The 16,705-nt window shown below is 62.2% G+C and carries 14 protein-coding genes; 9 read left to right on the top strand and 5 right to left on the bottom strand.

Annotated elements, in window-relative coordinates; genetic code table 11:
- From rplI to rpsF, 4 genes are read right to left on the bottom strand one after another with little or no spacing between them, the layout of a single operon-like run.
- Complete coding sequence (gene rplI, locus CSE6_RS03860) at window positions 1-453, bottom strand: 50S ribosomal protein L9 (RefSeq protein WP_003064296.1); 453 nt, start codon at window positions 451-453, stop codon at window positions 1-3.
- A gap of 11 nt (window positions 454-464) precedes the next feature.
- Window positions 465-746 carry a 30S ribosomal protein S18 gene (rpsR, locus tag CSE6_RS03855; protein ID WP_003057920.1) on the bottom strand — a complete coding sequence of 94 codons (282 nt, stop codon included), beginning with the start codon at window positions 744-746 and terminating at the stop codon, window positions 465-467.
- Between the two features lie 18 nt (window positions 747-764).
- Window positions 765-1,055 (bottom strand): primosomal replication protein N, encoded by a 291-nt coding sequence (priB, locus tag CSE6_RS03850; protein WP_003064293.1) that lies wholly within the window; start codon window positions 1,053-1,055, stop codon window positions 765-767.
- A 20-nt stretch (window positions 1,056-1,075) separates the two neighbouring features.
- Entirely contained in the window at window positions 1,076-1,438 is a 363-nt protein-coding gene (rpsF, locus tag CSE6_RS03845) for a 30S ribosomal protein S6 (RefSeq protein ID WP_003064289.1), read from the bottom strand.
- A gap of 314 nt (window positions 1,439-1,752) precedes the next feature.
- Between rpsF and grpE the strand changes: the two genes are divergently transcribed.
- From grpE to dnaJ, 3 genes are all read left to right on the top strand, one after another.
- Window positions 1,753-2,298: a nucleotide exchange factor GrpE gene (gene grpE / locus CSE6_RS03840; RefSeq protein ID WP_012837282.1), complete on the top strand. Its 546-nt coding sequence runs from the start codon at window positions 1,753-1,755 to the stop codon at window positions 2,296-2,298.
- A 124-nt stretch (window positions 2,299-2,422) separates the two neighbouring features.
- The gene (gene dnaK / locus CSE6_RS03835) at window positions 2,423-4,366 is read left to right on the top strand and encodes a molecular chaperone DnaK (RefSeq protein WP_003064285.1); all 1,944 of its coding nucleotides are present in this window, start codon (window positions 2,423-2,425) and stop codon (window positions 4,364-4,366) included.
- Between the two features lie 100 nt (window positions 4,367-4,466).
- Window positions 4,467-5,597: a molecular chaperone DnaJ gene (dnaJ, locus tag CSE6_RS03830; RefSeq protein WP_003064279.1), complete on the top strand. Its 1,131-nt coding sequence runs from the start codon at window positions 4,467-4,469 to the stop codon at window positions 5,595-5,597.
- A gap of 63 nt (window positions 5,598-5,660) precedes the next feature.
- Here dnaJ and CSE6_RS03825 read toward each other — a convergent pair whose 3' ends face one another.
- A complete protein-coding gene (locus CSE6_RS03825; RefSeq protein ID WP_081007633.1) occupies window positions 5,661-6,965 on the bottom strand; it encodes a tetratricopeptide repeat protein in 1,305 nt (434 codons plus the stop codon).
- Between the two features lie 350 nt (window positions 6,966-7,315).
- On the opposite strand from CSE6_RS03825, the gene CSE6_RS03820 reads away from it, so the two are divergent.
- The 6 genes from CSE6_RS03820 (at window position 7,316) to CSE6_RS03795 (ending at window position 16,680) form a co-directional block, all read left to right on the top strand.
- Entirely contained in the window at window positions 7,316-8,284 is a 969-nt protein-coding gene (locus CSE6_RS03820) for a LysR family transcriptional regulator (RefSeq protein ID WP_003064272.1), read from the top strand.
- A gap of 57 nt (window positions 8,285-8,341) precedes the next feature.
- Window positions 8,342-9,763 (top strand): 3-isopropylmalate dehydratase large subunit, encoded by a 1,422-nt coding sequence (leuC, locus tag CSE6_RS03815; protein WP_003064269.1) that lies wholly within the window; start codon window positions 8,342-8,344, stop codon window positions 9,761-9,763.
- 125 nt (window positions 9,764-9,888) lie between these two features.
- Entirely contained in the window at window positions 9,889-10,545 is a 657-nt protein-coding gene (gene leuD, locus CSE6_RS03810; RefSeq protein WP_003057935.1) for a 3-isopropylmalate dehydratase small subunit, read from the top strand.
- A 290-nt stretch (window positions 10,546-10,835) separates the two neighbouring features.
- On the top strand, window positions 10,836-11,912 hold the full coding sequence (gene leuB / locus CSE6_RS03805; protein ID WP_003064266.1) for a 3-isopropylmalate dehydrogenase: 1,077 nt from the start codon (window positions 10,836-10,838) through the stop codon (window positions 11,910-11,912).
- A gap of 374 nt (window positions 11,913-12,286) precedes the next feature.
- Window positions 12,287-13,399: an aspartate-semialdehyde dehydrogenase gene (asd, locus tag CSE6_RS03800; RefSeq protein ID WP_059439926.1), complete on the top strand. Its 1,113-nt coding sequence runs from the start codon at window positions 12,287-12,289 to the stop codon at window positions 13,397-13,399.
- Window positions 13,400-13,770: 371 nt separating this feature from the next.
- Entirely contained in the window at window positions 13,771-16,680 is a 2,910-nt protein-coding gene (locus tag CSE6_RS03795) for a FimV/HubP family polar landmark protein (protein ID WP_059439925.1), read from the top strand.
- The last annotated feature ends 25 nt before the right edge of the window (window positions 16,681-16,705 follow it).

The raw sequence follows: 16,705 nt of genomic DNA, 5'->3' as shown, positions 1-16,705 counted from the left end.
TTAGGAGTGGTCGCCGTACACGGAGACGGCCACTTCTGCAGCCACGTCGGTGTGCAGAGCCACCACCACAGTGGCGTCGCCAACGGTCTTGATGGGGCCGTTGGGCATGCGCACTTGCGACTTGTTCACTGCGAAACCGGCCTTGACCAGTTCTTCAGCGATGTCGGCGTTGGTGATGGAACCAAACAGACGACCGTCAACGCCAGCCTTCTGAGTGATCTTCACGTTCACGCCGTTGAGCTTTTCGCTCAGTTCTTGAGCGGCAGCCAGCTTCTCGGCGGCAGCCTTTTCCAGCTCAGCGCGCTTGGCTTCGAATTCAGCCTTGGCAGCAGCTGTTGCACGACGTGCAGCGCCGGAGGGGATCAGGAAGTTACGAGCGTAACCGTCCTTGACCTTGACGATATCGCCCAGGTTACCCAGGTTCACAACCTTTTCGAGCAGAATGATTTGCATAGTCGTGCTCCTTAGATCTTGTGCTGGTCAGAGTAGGGCAGCATAGCCAGGAAGCGAGCGCGCTTGATGGCTGTGTTCAGCTGACGCTGGTAGATGGCGCGCGTGCCGGTCAGGCGTGCGGGCACAATCTTGCCGTTTTCGGCGATGAAGTCACGCAGGGTGTCGACATCCTTGTAGTCGATTTCTTCGACGCCGGCGACTGTGAAGCGGCAGAAACGCTTGCGCTTGAACAGCAGCGACTGGGTGTTGCGCTTAGGACGCTTGTCCTTGTTGAATTTCTTGAACGTGGCCATTGCTGGACCTCTTGAAAATTAATTTTGTTGAATATCCTGAATGTGTAAAACCAGCATCTTGCTATTGCGCGGCGTGGCCAGAAAACCTTGAAAGGTCCATTGGCTACCGGGTGCTTGGCGGGCCAGCTTTTCAGCCAGGGCGCCAAAGGCAACAGCCTTGACAGATGCATTCACGTTGCGCGCACTGCCCAGCTCTTGTTGCTGCGAACTGTGTTCAATTCGCAAATCCAGGGCCGGCAATCCGGCGGGCGTGTAGCGCAAAGCAGCTTGCTCTACGAGAAGGCCCGTCAATACAACGCGGTTTTCCACTCCTTCAGTGTCTGATGCTATTAAGCGTGCTCAGCCTGGTTGGCCTTGCGGGCTTCTTCGCGCTCAACGCTCTTCATCATGGCGGAAGCAGCTGTTTCAGCCTTCTTCTTCTGCACAGTCAGGTGACGCAGCACGGCATCGTTGAACTTGAAGGCGTGTTCCAGTTCAGCCATCACAGCCTGGTCGGCTTCGATGTTCAGGCACAGGTAGTGAGCCTTAGCGAGCTTGTTGATCATGTAAGCCAGCTGACGACGGCCCCAATCTTCTTCGCGATGCACCTTGCCGCCACCAGCGGCAATCATGCCCTTGTAGCGCTCCAGCATCGCGGGAACTTGTTCGCTTTGATCCGGATGGATCAACAAAATGATTTCGTAATGACGCATAACGACTCCTTTTGGGTAAACGCCGCCCACTGCGTCTGTAGCGGTGCGGCAAGGCAAAACGTGAGATTCTAGCCGAGTGGCAGACTATCTGTACACTCTGGGGCCTATAAACCTGCGATTAGCATTGGTCAATCAAGGCGAGATGTCTTGAAATCACAAGTACTCACTCCCCTGGAATGTCCCGCAAATGCTGCCGGCTCACCCCAGCCGATGCGCCCGTCGCCCTTTGTTGGGCGGCACAGGTCTTGAAATAGACCTGGCGGAGCGCATCTGGCAGACAGATTGTCTTAAGTTTTGAGAAACCTTCACCAACTATGACCGAGAACCACAACCCCAACACCATCAACGACGCCAGCCCCGAGGAACTGGAAGCGGCCCTGGCAGCCAATGCGTCGGACGAACTGGGACGTCTGCAGGCCGAGCTGGAAGAACTCAAGGCCAAGAGCGCCGATCTGGCCGACCAATACCTGCGTGCCAAGGCCGACGCCGAAAACATGCGCCGTCGCGCCGAAGAAGAGGTTGCCAAGGCACGCAAGTTCGGCATCGAGAGCTTTGCAGAAAGCCTGCTGCCCGTGATCGACAGCCTGGACGCGGCCCTGGCCATCCAGAACGCCACGCCCGAACAACTGCGCGAAGGCTCGGACGCCACGCTGCGCCAGCTGAATTCGGCCCTGGAGCGCAACAAGGTGCTCGCCATCAATCCCGCTGCGGGCGAGAAGTTCGACCCTCACCACCACCAGGCCATCTCCATGGTTCCCGCCGACCAGCCCGCCAACACCGTGGTTGCCGTGCTGCAAAAGGGCTATGTGATCGCCGACCGAATCCTTCGCCCCGCGCTGGTGACCGTGGCCCAGGGCTGAGCCGGCTAGACACTCAAAAAAACAACCGTCAGGGCAAAAAATAGTAAGTGACGGCTCTTGAAGCCGGCCACTACGCCCACAAGTGACGAATCAAGCAAACATTCAACAGATTACGGAGAGAATTATGGGAAAAATCATCGGTATTGACCTGGGTACCACCAACAGCTGCGTTGCCATCATGGAGGGTAACAACACCCGCGTGATCGAGAACAGCGAAGGTGCCCGCACCACCCCCTCCATCGTTGCCTATCAAGAAGACGGCGAAATCCTGGTCGGCGCATCCGCCAAGCGCCAGGCCGTCACCAACCCCAAGAACACCATCTACGCTGCCAAGCGCCTGATCGGCCGCAAGTTCGCCGAAGCCGAGGTGCAAAAGGACATCGACCTGATGCCCTTCCAGATCGTCAAGGCCGACAACGGCGACGCCTGGGTGCAAGTGCGCGACCAGAAGCTGGCTCCTCCCCAGATCAGCGCCGAAGTGCTGCGCAAGATGAAGAAGACCGCCGAGGACTTCCTGGGCGAAGCCGTGACCGAGGCCGTCATCACCGTGCCCGCCTACTTCAACGACGCACAGCGCCAAGCCACCAAGGACGCCGGCCGCATCGCAGGCCTGGAAGTCAAGCGCATCATCAACGAACCTACCGCTGCTGCCCTGGCCTTCGGCCTGGACAAGGTGGGCAAGGGCGACCGCAAGGTGGCCGTGTATGACCTGGGCGGTGGTACGTTCGACGTCTCCATCATCGAAATCGCCGACGTGGACGGCGAAAAGCAGTTCGAAGTGCTGTCGACCAACGGCGACACCTTCCTGGGCGGCGAAGATTTCGACCAGCGCATCATCAACTACATCATCGACGAGTTCAAGAAGGAACAAGGCGTTGACCTGTCCAAGGACGTGCTGGCCCTGCAGCGCCTGAAGGAAGCTGCCGAAAAGGCCAAGATCGAGCTGTCGAACTCCGCACAGACCGACATCAACCTGCCCTACATCACCGCCGATGCCACAGGCCCCAAGCACCTGAACATCAAGCTGACCCGCGCCAAGCTGGAGTCGCTGGTGGACGATCTGATCGAGCGCACGATTGCACCTTGCCGCACCGCCATCAAGGATGCAGGCATCTCGGTCTCCGACATCCACGACGTGATCCTGGTCGGCGGCATGAGCCGCATGCCCAAGGTGCAGGAAAAGGTCAAGGAATTCTTCGGCAAGGATCCCCGCAAGGATGTGAACCCCGACGAAGCCGTGGCCGTGGGCGCTGCCGTGCAGGGCCAGGTGCTGGGTGGCGAGCGCTCCGACGTGCTGCTGCTGGACGTGACTCCCCTATCTCTGGGTATCGAAACCCTGGGCGGCGTCATGACCAAGATGATCAGCAAGAACACGACCATTCCCACCAAGTTCGCGCAGACCTTCTCCACGGCTGAAGACAACCAGCCTGCCGTGACCATCAAGGTGTTCCAGGGCGAGCGCGAGATCGCCAGCGCCAACAAGATGCTGGGCGAGTTCAACCTGGAAGGCATTCCGCCCGCAGGTCGTGGCGTGCCCCAGATCGAAGTGACCTTCGACATCGACGCCAACGGCATCCTGAACGTGTCCGCCAAGGACAAGGCTTCCGGCAAGGAAAACAAGATCACCATCAAGGCGAACTCCGGCCTGTCGGAAGAAGAAATCCAGAACATGGTCAAGGATGCTGAGCTGAACGCAGCCGACGACAAGAAGAAGCTGGAGCTGGTGACTGCAAAGAACCAGGGCGAAGCCGCTGTTCACAGCGTCAACAAGAGCCTGGCCGAGCATGGCGACAAGCTGGATGCCGCCGAAAAGAGCGCCATCGAAACTGCCGTCAAGGAGCTGGAAGAAGCGCTCAAGGGCGAGGACAAGGACGCCATCGACGCCAAGACAACGGCCCTGATGACGGCCAGCCAGAAGCTGGGCGAGAAGATGTACGCCGACGCACAGGCCGCTGGCGGTGCCGAAGCTGCTGCTGCCGCAGCAGGTGCCTCCGCCGGTGCCGGCGCCTCGGCTGCCGCTGACGACAACGTGGTTGACGCCGAAGTCAAGGAAGTCAAGAAGGACTAAGCGCGGGCAGGTCCTGGCCTCAAACCATTGACCGCTTGCCGCCGCGCCGAGCTCCCTGGAGCTGGCGCGGCGTTCCTGTTCCATCCGACCGAAAACTCACATGTCCAAACGTGACTACTATGAAGTTCTGGGCGTTGCCAAAAGCGCCTCGGACGATGACATCAAGAAGGCCTATCGCAAGCTGGCGATGAAGTTCCACCCTGACCGCAATCAGGGCGAGAAGGCCAAGGAAGCCGAGGAAAAGTTCAAGGAGGTCAAAGAGGCCTACGAGATGCTTTCCGACAGCCAGAAGCGCGCGGCCTACGACCAGTACGGCCATGCCGGCGTGGATCCCAATCGCGGCATGGGCGGCGGCGAGGGCTTTGGCGGCTTTGCCGAGGCCTTTGGCGACATCTTTGGCGATATGTTCAACGGTGGCGGCCGCGGCGGTCGCGGCGGCCGTCAGGTCTACCGCGGCAACGACCTCAGCTATTCCATGGAAATTACCCTGGAAGAGGCTGCCAAGGGCAAGGATGCCCAGATCCGCATTCCAAGCTGGGACAGCTGCGACACCTGCAGCGGCAGCGGCGCCAAGCCCGGCACCAGCACCAAGACCTGCACCACCTGCAACGGCATGGGCACGGTACAGATGCGCCAGGGCTTTTTCAGCGTGCAGCAGACCTGCCCGCACTGCCGCGGCACAGGCAAGATCATCCCCGAGCCCTGCACGTCCTGCGGCGGCCAGGGCAAGGTCAAGCGCCAGAAGACGCTGGAAGTGAAGATTCCCGCCGGCATCGACGACGGCATGCGCATCCGCTCGGCCGGCAACGGAGAGCCCGGCACCAATGGCGGCCCGGCAGGCGACCTCTATATCGAGATTCGCGTCAAGGACCACGACATCTTCGAGCGCGACGGTGACGATCTGCACTGCAATGTGCCCGTGAGCTTCATCACCGCCGCTCTGGGCGGCGAGATCGAAGTGCCCACGCTGCAAGGCAAGGCGGCGATCGACATCCCTGAAGGCACGCAAGCCGGCAAGCAGTTCCGCCTGCGCGGCAAGGGCATCAAGGGCATTCGCTCCAGCTACCCCGGTGATCTGTACTGCCACATCGTGGTGGAGACTCCGGTCAAGCTCACCGAGTACCAGCGCAAGCTGCTTAAGGATCTGGACGAATCGCTCAAGAAGGGTGGCTCCAAGCATTCGCCCAGCGGCGAAAGCTGGACGGACCGCCTGAAGAGTTTCTTCAGCTAGGCCCCTGCACCCCACAAAAAGCCCATCGGCAATGCCTGATGGGCTTTTTTCATGGCGCGCCGATCACTCCTTGGCGGGCTTCCAGTTGCGCACCTCGCGCTGCACCTTCAGCCGTTCTGCGGGGCCCAATGCCTGCTCGGCCGTCTGCATGCGGCTTTGCAGCGAGGGATCCTTGGCATGAGCGATAGCCAGCCAGAAATAGGCCTTGCCCATGTCTTTCTGCACGCCCTGACCGCTGACATACATGGCTGCCAGATTCGACTGCGCCAGGGTGTAGCCCTGCTTGGCGGCACGATCGAACCAGCGCGCCGCCTGGCCTGCATCCTGCGGCACGCCCTGGCCGTTGGCATAGAGAAAACCCAGAGACGACTGAGCTGCCGCATTGCCCTGACCGGCGGACTTCTCCAGCCACCGCGCCGCGCGCGTCAGATCCTGCGGCACCAGCGCGCCTACGGCATAGATCATGCCGGTGTTGTACTGGGCGTCGGCATGGCCTTTCTCGGCCGCCTGTTCAAACCACTGCAGGGCGCCCCGGCCATCCTCCTTGACGCCCCGGCCGCTGGAGAGCATCACTCCCAGGCTGTACTGGCCTGCAGCCTCGCCACTTTTGGCCGAACGCTCGAACCATTGCACGGCCTGCGCATCATCGGCCGCCACGCCGCGCCCCTCGGCATACATCAGACCCAGATTGTTCTGCGCAATGCCGTCGCCCTGCTCTGCCGCCTTGCGGTACCAGTTCACGGCCTGCACTTCGTCCAGAGTCACACCCCGCCCGTTGGCGTAGAGCACTCCCAGGTCGGATTGCGCAGGCGCATAGCCCTGGTCGGCCGACTGGCGATACCAGTGCACGGCCTGTGCCAGGTCCTGATTCACACCCTTGCCAAAGCGGTAGCGCGAGCCCAGCAGATACTGGGCCTTGGCGTCGCCCGTCTGTGCTGCTGCACGCATGGCGGCCAGCTCCTTGGCATCTTCGGCCTGATTGTTCCTGGCCTCCGGCGTCCAATGCTCACGACCCAGCGGAGCTGCCGCTGCCGCACCTGCTGCCGCAGCACCAGCGATCGCTGCATTGCGGCCGGTGCGCCCTTTTTTACCGGGCTTGCCGGCGGACTTGGCCGATGAAGATTTGGCAGCACCTGCAGTCGTGCTCTTGGTGGACTTGGACGATTTGGCTGGCGCGGCCGCACTGGATTTGGCCGGGGTCTTGCCTTTGGCCACAGCTGGCAAGGCAGTGCCGCCCAGCGCCAGCGCAGCTGTCAGCAGGCAGAGCTGACCCCAGCAACGGCTGCGGCGCAAGAGGGGCGACCCCGAAGCCATAGCTGGCAACTCGGAAGGCTCACTGTCGGACATCGGATGGTTGGGAACTCTCATGACTCACATTTTTGCAGCGAATAGCGTCGATTCCAGGCTGCTTTACTGACGATTTACTTTGTAAAAAAATACCGGAACTCAGGCAGCTGGAAGACTTCCGCACCTCAGGCCGGATCATGCTTGAACGATTCTGGCATCTAGAGTCTTCGCTATGAAAATGCAAGTACACAAGACTGACAAATGCAACATCGCTTTCCCAGGTCTTGCCCAGTCATCGCAAAGCAAGAAATCACCCATCTCCAAAATTTACCCATCGCCAAGCCAGACATCTCATTCAAAGATGGATACAGCTAGATTAATCGGTAAAAATGCTGAAAACTTCTCGAAACGAGAAGACTTGAGCCTACCCCATGAAGAATTCAGAGCGCAGTTTTGCGCGCCGCATCGATCTCACCTCGCTTCAGCTGTTCGTCGCCGTGTGCGAACTGGGCAGCATTGGCCGCGCCGCTGAACGCGAGTTCATTGCAGCCTCGGCCGTCAGCAAGCGGCTGTCCGACCTGGAAGCGACGGTGGACACCGCCCTGCTCTATCGCCACAGCCGCGGCGTGACGCTGACGCCGGCCGGCGAGAGCCTGCTGCACCATGCGCGCAATGTGCTCTACGGGCTGGAGCGCATGCAGGGCGAGCTCTCCGAATACGCCGACGGCGTGCGCGGCCATGTGCGCATGCACGCCAATATGTCGGCCATCGTGCAGTTTCTGCCCGAAGACCTGGGAGCCTTTGCGCGCGAACACAGCCAGATCAAGATCGATCTGCAGGAGCACCTGAGCCCCGACGTGCTGAGCGCCGTGGCCGAGGGCACAGCCGATATCGGCATCTGCACGCTGGGCAATATCAGGAGCAGCGAAGGCAATCAGGCCACCGTTCAGCTGACCCAGGGCAATGTGCCGCTGCAGTACCGCAGCTATCGCAAAGACCGATTGGTCGTCGTCGTGCCCGAGCGCCATGCCCTGGCCGACCGCGAAAGCGTCGCCTTCACGGAAGTGCTGGAATGGGACATCGTCAGCCTGCATGCCGGCTCCTCGATCAGCCTGGCCATGCGCGCTGCCGCAGCCCAGGCTGGCCACCCGCTGCACCAGCGCATCCAGGTCACCAGCCTGGACGCCATGTGCCGCATGATCGACAACGGCCTGGGACTGGGCCTGCTGCCCGACCGCGCATTCGAGCTGATGCATGGCGTGGGCCATCTGCGCGCCGTGCAGCTCACCGACGACTGGGCGCACCGCGAACTCTGCGTGGTGGCCCGCGACTTCGAAGCGCTGCCGGTGACCACCCGCCTGCTGGTCGATCACCTCTGCCCCGCCAGCGCCAAGGCTTGAAACATCGCATCAAGCCACAACAGAATCTTCCCAACAAACCAACCTCACGAGACCACCATGGGACGCACCCTCTACGACAAGATTTTTGACGAGCACGTCGTTCACACCGAGGAAGACGGCACCTCCGTCCTCTATATCGACCGCCATCTGGTGCACGAAGTCACCAGCCCCCAGGCCTTCGAAGGCCTGCGCATGGCCGGCCGCAAGCTGTGGCGCGTCAGCTCGGTCGTGGCCACGGCCGACCACAACACCCCCACCGACGGCTGGGAACGCGGCTATGACGGCATTGCCGACCCCATCAGCAAGGAACAGATCACCACGCTGAACAGCAATATCGCCGAGTTCGGCTCGGCCGCCTTCTTCCCCTTCATGGACAAGGGCCAGGGCATTGTTCACGTCATGGGCCCCGAGCAAGGCGCGACCCTGCCCGGCATGACCGTGGTCTGCGGCGACAGCCACACCTCCACCCACGGCGCTTTCGGCGCGCTGGCCCACGGCATCGGCACCTCCGAGGTCGAGCATGTGATGGCCACCCAGACTCTGCTGGCCAAGAAGGCCAAGAACATGCTGGTGCAGGTCAACGGCAAGGTCGCGCCCGGCATCACCGCCAAGGACATCGTGCTGGCCATCATCGGCAAGATCGGCACCGCCGGCGGCACGGGCTACACCATAGAGTTTGCCGGCGAAGCCATCCGCGACCTCAGCGTGGAAGGCCGCATGACGGTCTGCAACATGGCCATCGAAGGCGGCGCCCGCGCAGGTCTCGTGGCCGTGGACGACAAGACCATCAACTACATCAAGGGCCGCCCCCTGGCGCCCACGGGTGGCGAATGGGATGCCGCCGTCACTTACTGGAAGACGCTGCATTCCGACGCCGATGCGAAGTTCGACCGCGTGGTGGAGCTGAACGCCGCCGACATCGTGCCGCAGGTGACCTGGGGCACCAGCCCCGAGATGGTGCTGGGCATCGATGCCGCCGTCCCCGATCCCGACAAGGAAAAAGACTCGAACAAGCGCGGCGCCATCGAACGTGCGCTGACCTATATGGCACTGGAACCCGGCAAGCCCATCAACGACATCTTTGTCGATAAGGTGTTCATCGGCTCCTGCACCAACAGCCGCATCGAGGACATGCGCGAAGCCGCCGCCGTGGTCAAGAAGCTGGGCCAGAAGGTCGCCAAGAACATCAAGCTGGCCATGGTCGTGCCCGGCTCCGGTCTGGTCAAGGAACAGGCCGAGCGCGAAGGCCTGGACCAGATCTTCAAGGCCGCCGGCTTTGAATGGCGCGAACCCGGCTGCTCCATGTGCCTGGCTATGAACGCCGACCGCCTGGAGCCCGGCGAGCGCTGCGCATCGACCTCGAACCGCAACTTCGAAGGCCGTCAGGGCGCCGGTGGCCGCACCCACCTCGTCAGCCCCGCCATGGCCGCTGCGGCAGCCATCCACGGCCACTTTGTCGACATCCGTAAATTTGCGTAACCCCCTGAGTCGCTGCGCGTCTTCCCCCAAGGGGGACGACGGCCTTTGCTGCGGGGCGGCCCTTGCTGGCCGTCTCTGATGCAAGACGCGAACGTCGCCAAGACTAAAGATTCTGGAATCACACCATGCAAAAATTCACCGTGCACAAGGGCCTTGTCGCCCCCATGGACCGCGAGAACGTCGACACCGACGCCATCATCCCCAAGCAGTTCCTCAAGTCCATCAAGAAGACCGGCTTCGGCCCCAATCTGTTCGACGAGTGGCGCTATCTGGACCAGCCCGGCCAGCCCGGCGTGCCCGAAGCCGACCGCAAGCCCAATCCCGACTTCGTGCTCAACCAGCCCCGCTTCAAGGGCGCCAGCATCCTGATCGCGCGCAAGAACTTCGGCTGTGGCTCCAGCCGCGAGCACGCGCCCTGGGCCCTGGACCAGTACGGCTTCCGCGCCATCCTGGCCCCCAGCTTTGCCGACATCTTCTTCAACAACAGCTTCAAGAACGGCCTGCTGCCCATCGTGCTGCCCGAGGCCACGATCGACCAGCTGTTCAACGACGTCGCGGCCTTCCCCGGCTACGAGCTGACCATCGACCTGGAGCGCCAGGTGATCCTGAGGCCCCAAGGCGAAGAGATCGCCTTCGACGTCATCGCCTTTCGCAAGTACTGCCTGCTCAACGGCTTCGACGATATCGGCCTGACCATGCGCCATGCCGACAAGATCAAGGCCTTCGAAGCCGAGCGTCTGGCGCAAAAGCCCTGGCTGGCGCATACCTTGATTCAGAAGTAACCCCCTGAGCCGCGTTGCCTAGGCGGCCCCGCGGCTTCCCCCAGAGGGGGACGACGGCCTTTGCCGCGAGGCGGCTCTTGCTGGCCGTCTCTCACTTTGGCCATGTTGGAGGTAAGGTTCTCTGCTGTGCCGGTCTCACTCAGTTGAGGGATGCCCGCCTCTTGAGCCCGAAGTAAAACTATCAATAAATGAGCTGCTTACGATTGTCATCAATAGACTTCGATAAATATTCAATCTGAAATCTATGAATAACGAGCGTAAGCAGCTATCAAATTAATCAAAGGAACATCATGAAGATTGCAGTTTTGCCCGGTGATGGCATCGGTCCCGAAATCGTCGCGGAAGCCGTCAAGGTGCTCGAGGCCCTGAATCTGGGTCTGGAGATGGAAACCGCTCCCGTGGGCGGTGCCGGCTATGAAGCTGCCGGCCACCCCCTGCCTCCTGCCACGCTGAAGCTGGCCCAGGAAGCCGATGCGATCCTGTTCGGTGCCGTGGGCGACTGGAAGTACGACACGCTGGACCGCCCCCTGCGTCCCGAGCAAGCCATTCTGGGCCTGCGCAAGGCCCTGGGTCTGTTCGCCAACTTCCGTCCCGCCATCTGCTACAAGGAACTGACCCATGCTTCCAGCCTCAAGCCCGAGCTGGTGGCAGGTCTGGACATCCTCATCATCCGCGAGCTGACCGGCGATATCTACTTCGGCCAGCCGCGCGGCCGCCGTGTGGCTCCCGACGGCCACTTCCCCGGTGCCGAGGAAGCCTTCGACACCATGCGTTATTCGCGCCCCGAGATCGAGCGCATCGCCCATGTCGCCTTCCAGGCCGCGCAAAAGCGCAGCAAGCGCGTGACCAGCGTGGACAAGGCCAATGTGCTGGAAACCTTCCAGCTCTGGAAGGATGTGGTCAGCGAAGTCGCCAAGCAGTACCCCGACGTGGCCCTGGACCATATGTATGTGGACAACGCCGCCATGCAGCTGGTCAAGGAACCCAAGCGCTTCGACGTGGTGGTGACCGGCAATATGTTCGGCGACATCCTCTCCGACGAAGCCTCGATGCTGACCGGCTCCATCGGCATGCTGCCCAGCGCCAGCCTCAACGACAAGAAACAAGGCCTGTACGAACCCAGCCACGGCTCGGCTCCCGACATCGCCGGCAAGGGCATTGCCAACCCCCTGGCCACCATTCTGTCGGCCGCCATGATGCTGCGCTTCAGCCTGGGCCAGGAAGCCGCCGCCCAGAAGATCGAAGCTGCCGTGCAAAAGGTGCTGGCCGACGGCCTGCGCACTGCCGACATCTACAGCGAAGGCACGACCAAGGTCAGCACCCGTGAAATGGGTGATGCCGTGGTCAAGGCACTGGCAGGAGTCTGAGGTCCGAAAACCGCTGATGCCAGGCCACCGCCGCAAAGCGGTGGCTTTGGGTTTGACGCAAATTTCGGCACCAAACAAAACAAAACGTCAAAAATAAATCATTTATTTCGACGTTATGACTAGAGTTTCAAGCACTTTTAATTCTTCAAGCTTTGGCTCTAGTCGCTAGAATGACAACTCTTATGTTTGCCGCACGCACCTTCGCTCCCGAGACCCTCACACCCGCAAAGCTTGCCGGTGTGAATGCGCGCGCAATCACCATTAAGACGATTACAGGCTGACCCAGCCCGGTTCGTCGCGCGCCCCTTCCGGCCCTGACGAGCCGGACGAATCAGTCTCAAGCTACTGTTTTCAAAACTGAAAGGGCGTTTCAAATGAGCAAGCAATTGGTAGGTTTGGTGGGCTGGCGCGGCATGGTCGGCTCCGTGCTGATGGATCGTATGCAGGCCGAAGGCGACTTCGCGCTGATCGAGCCCGTGTTCTTCTCCACCTCCAATGCAGGTGGCAAGGCCCCGGCCATGGCCACGGTGCACACCGAGCTGAAGGACGCCAACGACATCGCCGAGCTGTCCAAGTGCGACATCATCATCACCTGCCAGGGCGGCGACTACACCAAGGAAGTCTTCCCCAAGATCCGCGCCGCCGGCTGGAACGGCCACTGGATTGACGCAGCCTCCTCGCTGCGCATGGAGAGCGACGCCGTCATCGTGCTCGACCCCGTCAACGACGACCTGATCCAGCAAAAGCTGGCCGCTGGCGGCAAGAACTGGATTGGCGGCAACTGCACCAACTCCATCCTGCTGATGGGTCTGGGCGGTCTGTTCAAGGCCGGTCTGGTGGAATGGGTCTCTTCCATGACCTACCAGGCCGCATCGGGCGGTGGCGCCAACCACATGCGCGAGCTGCTCAAGGGCATGGGCGTGGTGCACGCCGCCGTCGCCGACGAGCTGGCGACTCCTGCTTCGGCGATTCTCGAAATCGACCGCAAGGTGGCCCAGACCATCCGCGAAGATGTGCCCACCGAATTCTTCGGCGCGCCTCTGGCCGGCGGCCTGATCCCCTGGATCGATGTGCAGCTGCCCAACGGCCAGTCCAAGGAAGAATGGAAGGGCCAGGCTGAGGTCAACAAGATTCTCGGCACCGAGGCCGCCATCCCCGTGGACGGCCTGTGCGTGCGCATCGGCGCCATGCGCTGCCACTCCCTGGCCCTGACCCTGAAGCTCAAGAAGGACCTGCCCCTGGAAGAGATCGAGGCCCTGATCAAGGGCGGCAATCCCTGGGTCAAGTTCGTGGCCAACGACCGCGCACTGACCGTCAAGGAGCTGACTCCTGCTGCCACCACCGGCGGTCTGGAAGTGGCCGTCGGTCGTGTGCGCAAGCTCAACATGGGCCCCGAATATGTCTCGGCCTTCGTGATCGGTGACCAGCTGCTGTGGGGCGCTGCCGAGCCGCTGCGTCGCATGCTGCGCATCCTGCTGGCAGCCTGATCCCGTCCACCATCAAGCCTCCGAATGGCTTGATCCAGCACAGCAAAGCGCCAGTCATCCTCGTGATGGCCGGCGCTTTTTTCATGTCCAAGCTCCAGGCTTGGGCGACAATTGCCCGCTTATTCGGGCGAATGCAAACCGTCAGCAAACCTACATTAGGTTTCATCTCGTTGCCAATCGACAACAATTGAGAGCCTTGCCAGCCATGCTTTTGCTCACATTGCAATAGCGTCGTTGACAATGCAAACTGTGTCCGCCGGGCCGAGAGACCTTTGCCGCCTGCTGGAATTTCCAATTTTTATGTGCACCGCAGCCACAAACCCGATCAAGAACAAGAGGGCTGTAGGCTGCACGAATCAAGTCTGAGCCCTATGCAACGCTGGAAACTATCTGCGCTCGCCGCAGCCACCCTCGCACTGTCAAGCCTCCCGGCCACCGATGCATGGGCATTGGCGCTGGGTCGCATCACGGTGCAGTCGGCTCTGGGCGAGCCCTTGCGTGCCGAGGTCGAGATCCCTCAACTCAGCGCTGCCGAGGCCGACAGCCTGCAGGCCGCTATCGCATCGCCAGCTGCATTCCGCGCCCAGGGCATGGAATTCACGGGCACGGCCAACTCGGTACGCGTGCAGGTGCAAAAACGCGCCAACGGCTCGGCCGTGCTCAAGCTCAGCAGCTTTCAGCCGGTCAATGATCCCTTTGTCGACCTGGTGATCGATGCCAACTGGGCATCGGGCAAGTTGCAGCGCAACTACACCTTGCTGCTCGACCCTCCTGCAACGCGCCGCCCTGCTCCTGCGCCCACCACCGCTGCCCAGGCCACGCCTGCCGTGGTGCCTGCGCCTGCGCGTCCCGCTGTGACTGCACGCCCGGCGTCCAGCCCTGTCAACACGGCCGGCCGGGACCTGCGCAATGACCGCGATCAGGACGAAGCTGCAACCAAGCCTCAGCGAAAACGCCAGGCCGGCACTGCAGCACCGGCTGGCAGCAGCGATGAAGTTCGCGTCAGGACAGGCGACACCGCAGGTCGCATTGCTGCAGCGCACAAGCCAGCAGGCGTCTCGCTTGATCAGATGCTGGTCGCCATGCTGCGCAGCAACCCGCAGGCCTTTGTCAATGGCAATATCAACCGCATGCGCAGCGGCGCGGTGATTCAGTTGCCCGATCAGGCGGCCGCCCAGGCCACCTCGGCCAAGGAAGCCCGCCAGATCATGGCGGCCCAGTCTCAGGATTTCAACCAGTTCCGCCGTCAACTGGCTGGCGTGGCACCTGTGGCTCCTGTGGAAGCAGCATCGCGCAGCGCTTCGGGCCAGGTTCAGGCCCATGTCGCAGATGCCAAGGCCAACACCGCAGCCCCCGACAAGCTGACCCTGTCCAAGGGCTCCGTCAAGGGCGTGGCCGCGGATGAGCAAGTGGCCCAGCAAAAACAGGCCGCAGACCAGTCTGCGCGTGCCGATGAGCTCAAACGCAATATGGCCGAGCTGAGCCAGATTGCGGCAGCCACCAAACCTGCAGGTACGGCTGCAGCTCCCGCAGCAGGCACACCGGCTGCAGCTGCACCAGCGGCAAGCCCTGCAGTCACCGTACCCGCGGCCAGCGCCGCCAATGCTGCAGCGCCTGCCCTCGCACCGGCTGCTGATGCGGCTGCAACGTCTGCGCCCCCAGCCACACCCGAGGCGGCTGCAGCCGATGCAGCCAAGCCAGGCGACACCACGCCTGCACCAGCTCCGACCGAAGGCGAACCGGCACAGGCCGCAGCCGAGCCTGCAGCGCCCACACCGGCACCGGTTGCACCTCCCAAGCCTGTTGCAGCACCGGCCCCCATTCCCGAGGAGCCCAGCTTTATCGACAGCCTGATGGAAGACCCGACCATCCCGCTGGCTGGTGCAGCACTGCTGGCCCTGCTTCTGGGCTATGGCGGCTACCGTGTTTCTCAGCGTCGCAAAGCCGCTGCGGCAGGCGCGGACAGCACGCTGGGCGACAGCCAGCTTTCAGCGGACTCCTTCTTCGGCGCCAGCGGCGGCCAGCGCGTGGACACCACGACCAGCAGCAGCCAGATGTCGGGCCAGTCCATGCAGTACTCTCCCAGCCAGCTCGACGCCGGCGATGTGGACCCGCTGGCGGAAGCCGATGTGTACCTGGCTTACGGCCGCGACCTGCAGGCCGAGGAAATCCTCAAGGAAGCGCTGCGCAGCGACCCCAACCGCCTGGTGCTGCACCAGAAGCTGGCTGAAATCTATGCCAAGCGCCATGACCGCATGGCCTACGCATCTGTAGCCAACAACGTCTTTGCCCTGACCCAGGGCAAGGGGCCCGAATGGCAGCGGCTGGCCGATCAGGGCCGTATCCTGGACCCGGAAAATCTGACTTACCAGCTGGGCGGAGCTCCCCAGCCCCAAGCAGGCGCAGCGGCTGCGCCCAACGCCTTCAGCCCCACCGATCCCTCAAGCGCCCTGCAAGGCGGCGTGGCCGCCGCCGTGGGCTTCGGCTCGGCACTGGCTGCAGCACAGGCGGCCGAAGCCGCTGCCAGCCACGAAGGGCCACCCACAGAGCCCGCCGGCATGGACTTCGACATGGATCTGGAGCTGCCGGCGGACCTGCCTGACACCGCAGCCAGCGCAGCGCCTGTGGCCTCCGAACCCGTCTCCTTGCCCAACGAGCAGGATTTCGCGGCACTGGCACAGTGGGACACCCCTGTCACCGCATCCGAGCCAGCACCCGCAGCAGACAATGGCCTGAACCTGAACCTCGACGACCTGGCCTCGTTCAGCCTGCCCGCCACGGCATCTCAAGCCCCGGCCCCCGTCGCAGCTCCCGCGCCTGCCGAGCAAAGCTCCCTGAATGCACTCGAGTTCGACCTCGACAGCTTCACCCTGCCTTCGCAGGCACAGCCCGAGGCCGAGAGCGGACAGGAAACTGCGCCGCTGGAACTGTCTTCCAGCCAGGAGCGCCTGGACACAGAGCAGGACATCGAAGCCCTGACCTTGCAGCAACCGGGTGAAGAGGCCGCCAGCCCTGCCGCCGCCCCTGCGCAAGCCGATGTGACTTTCGACCTCAGCGGCCTGTCGCTGGATCTGGGCACATCCGATATCGCTGCGCCAATCGATGCCGTGCCAGCACCCTCCGAACCCGAAGACCCGCTAGCCACCAAGCTGGCCCTGGCCGAAGAGTTCAATGCCATCGGCGACAGCGACGGAGCGCGTACACTGATCGAGGAAGTGATCGCCGAAGCCCATGGCGATCTCAAGGCCAAGGCTCACAGCCTTCTCTCTCAGATTGGTTGATTGATTTGATGCATTCAGACCCCGC

Source organism: Comamonas sp. E6 (genome assembly GCF_001010305.1).
GTDB classification, from domain to species: Bacteria; Pseudomonadota; Gammaproteobacteria; order Burkholderiales; family Burkholderiaceae_C; genus Comamonas; species Comamonas thiooxydans.
Note: the sequence above shows the minus strand (reverse complement) of the source record. Positions and strands in the feature narration are given on the sequence as shown.

Coding starts and splice junctions, on each gene's coding strand:
- dnaJ (WP_003064279.1), top strand. CDS start 4,467: ATGTCCAAACGTGACTACTATGAAGTTCTGGGCGTTGCCAAAAGCGCC.
- grpE (WP_012837282.1), top strand. CDS start 1,753: ATGACCGAGAACCACAACCCCAACACCATCAACGACGCCAGCCCCGAG.
- rplI (WP_003064296.1), bottom strand. CDS start 453: ATGCAAATCATTCTGCTCGAAAAGGTTGTGAACCTGGGTAACCTGGGC.
- leuB (WP_003064266.1), top strand. CDS start 10,836: ATGAAGATTGCAGTTTTGCCCGGTGATGGCATCGGTCCCGAAATCGTC.
- leuD (WP_003057935.1), top strand. CDS start 9,889: ATGCAAAAATTCACCGTGCACAAGGGCCTTGTCGCCCCCATGGACCGC.
- CSE6_RS03820 (WP_003064272.1), top strand. CDS start 7,316: ATGAAGAATTCAGAGCGCAGTTTTGCGCGCCGCATCGATCTCACCTCG.
- rpsR (WP_003057920.1), bottom strand. CDS start 746: ATGGCCACGTTCAAGAAATTCAACAAGGACAAGCGTCCTAAGCGCAAC.
- asd (WP_059439926.1), top strand. CDS start 12,287: ATGAGCAAGCAATTGGTAGGTTTGGTGGGCTGGCGCGGCATGGTCGGC.
- rpsF (WP_003064289.1), bottom strand. CDS start 1,438: ATGCGTCATTACGAAATCATTTTGTTGATCCATCCGGATCAAAGCGAA.
- dnaK (WP_003064285.1), top strand. CDS start 2,423: ATGGGAAAAATCATCGGTATTGACCTGGGTACCACCAACAGCTGCGTT.
- leuC (WP_003064269.1), top strand. CDS start 8,342: ATGGGACGCACCCTCTACGACAAGATTTTTGACGAGCACGTCGTTCAC.
- CSE6_RS03795 (WP_059439925.1), top strand. CDS start 13,771: ATGCAACGCTGGAAACTATCTGCGCTCGCCGCAGCCACCCTCGCACTG.
- CSE6_RS03825 (WP_081007633.1), bottom strand. CDS start 6,965: ATGAGAGTTCCCAACCATCCGATGTCCGACAGTGAGCCTTCCGAGTTG.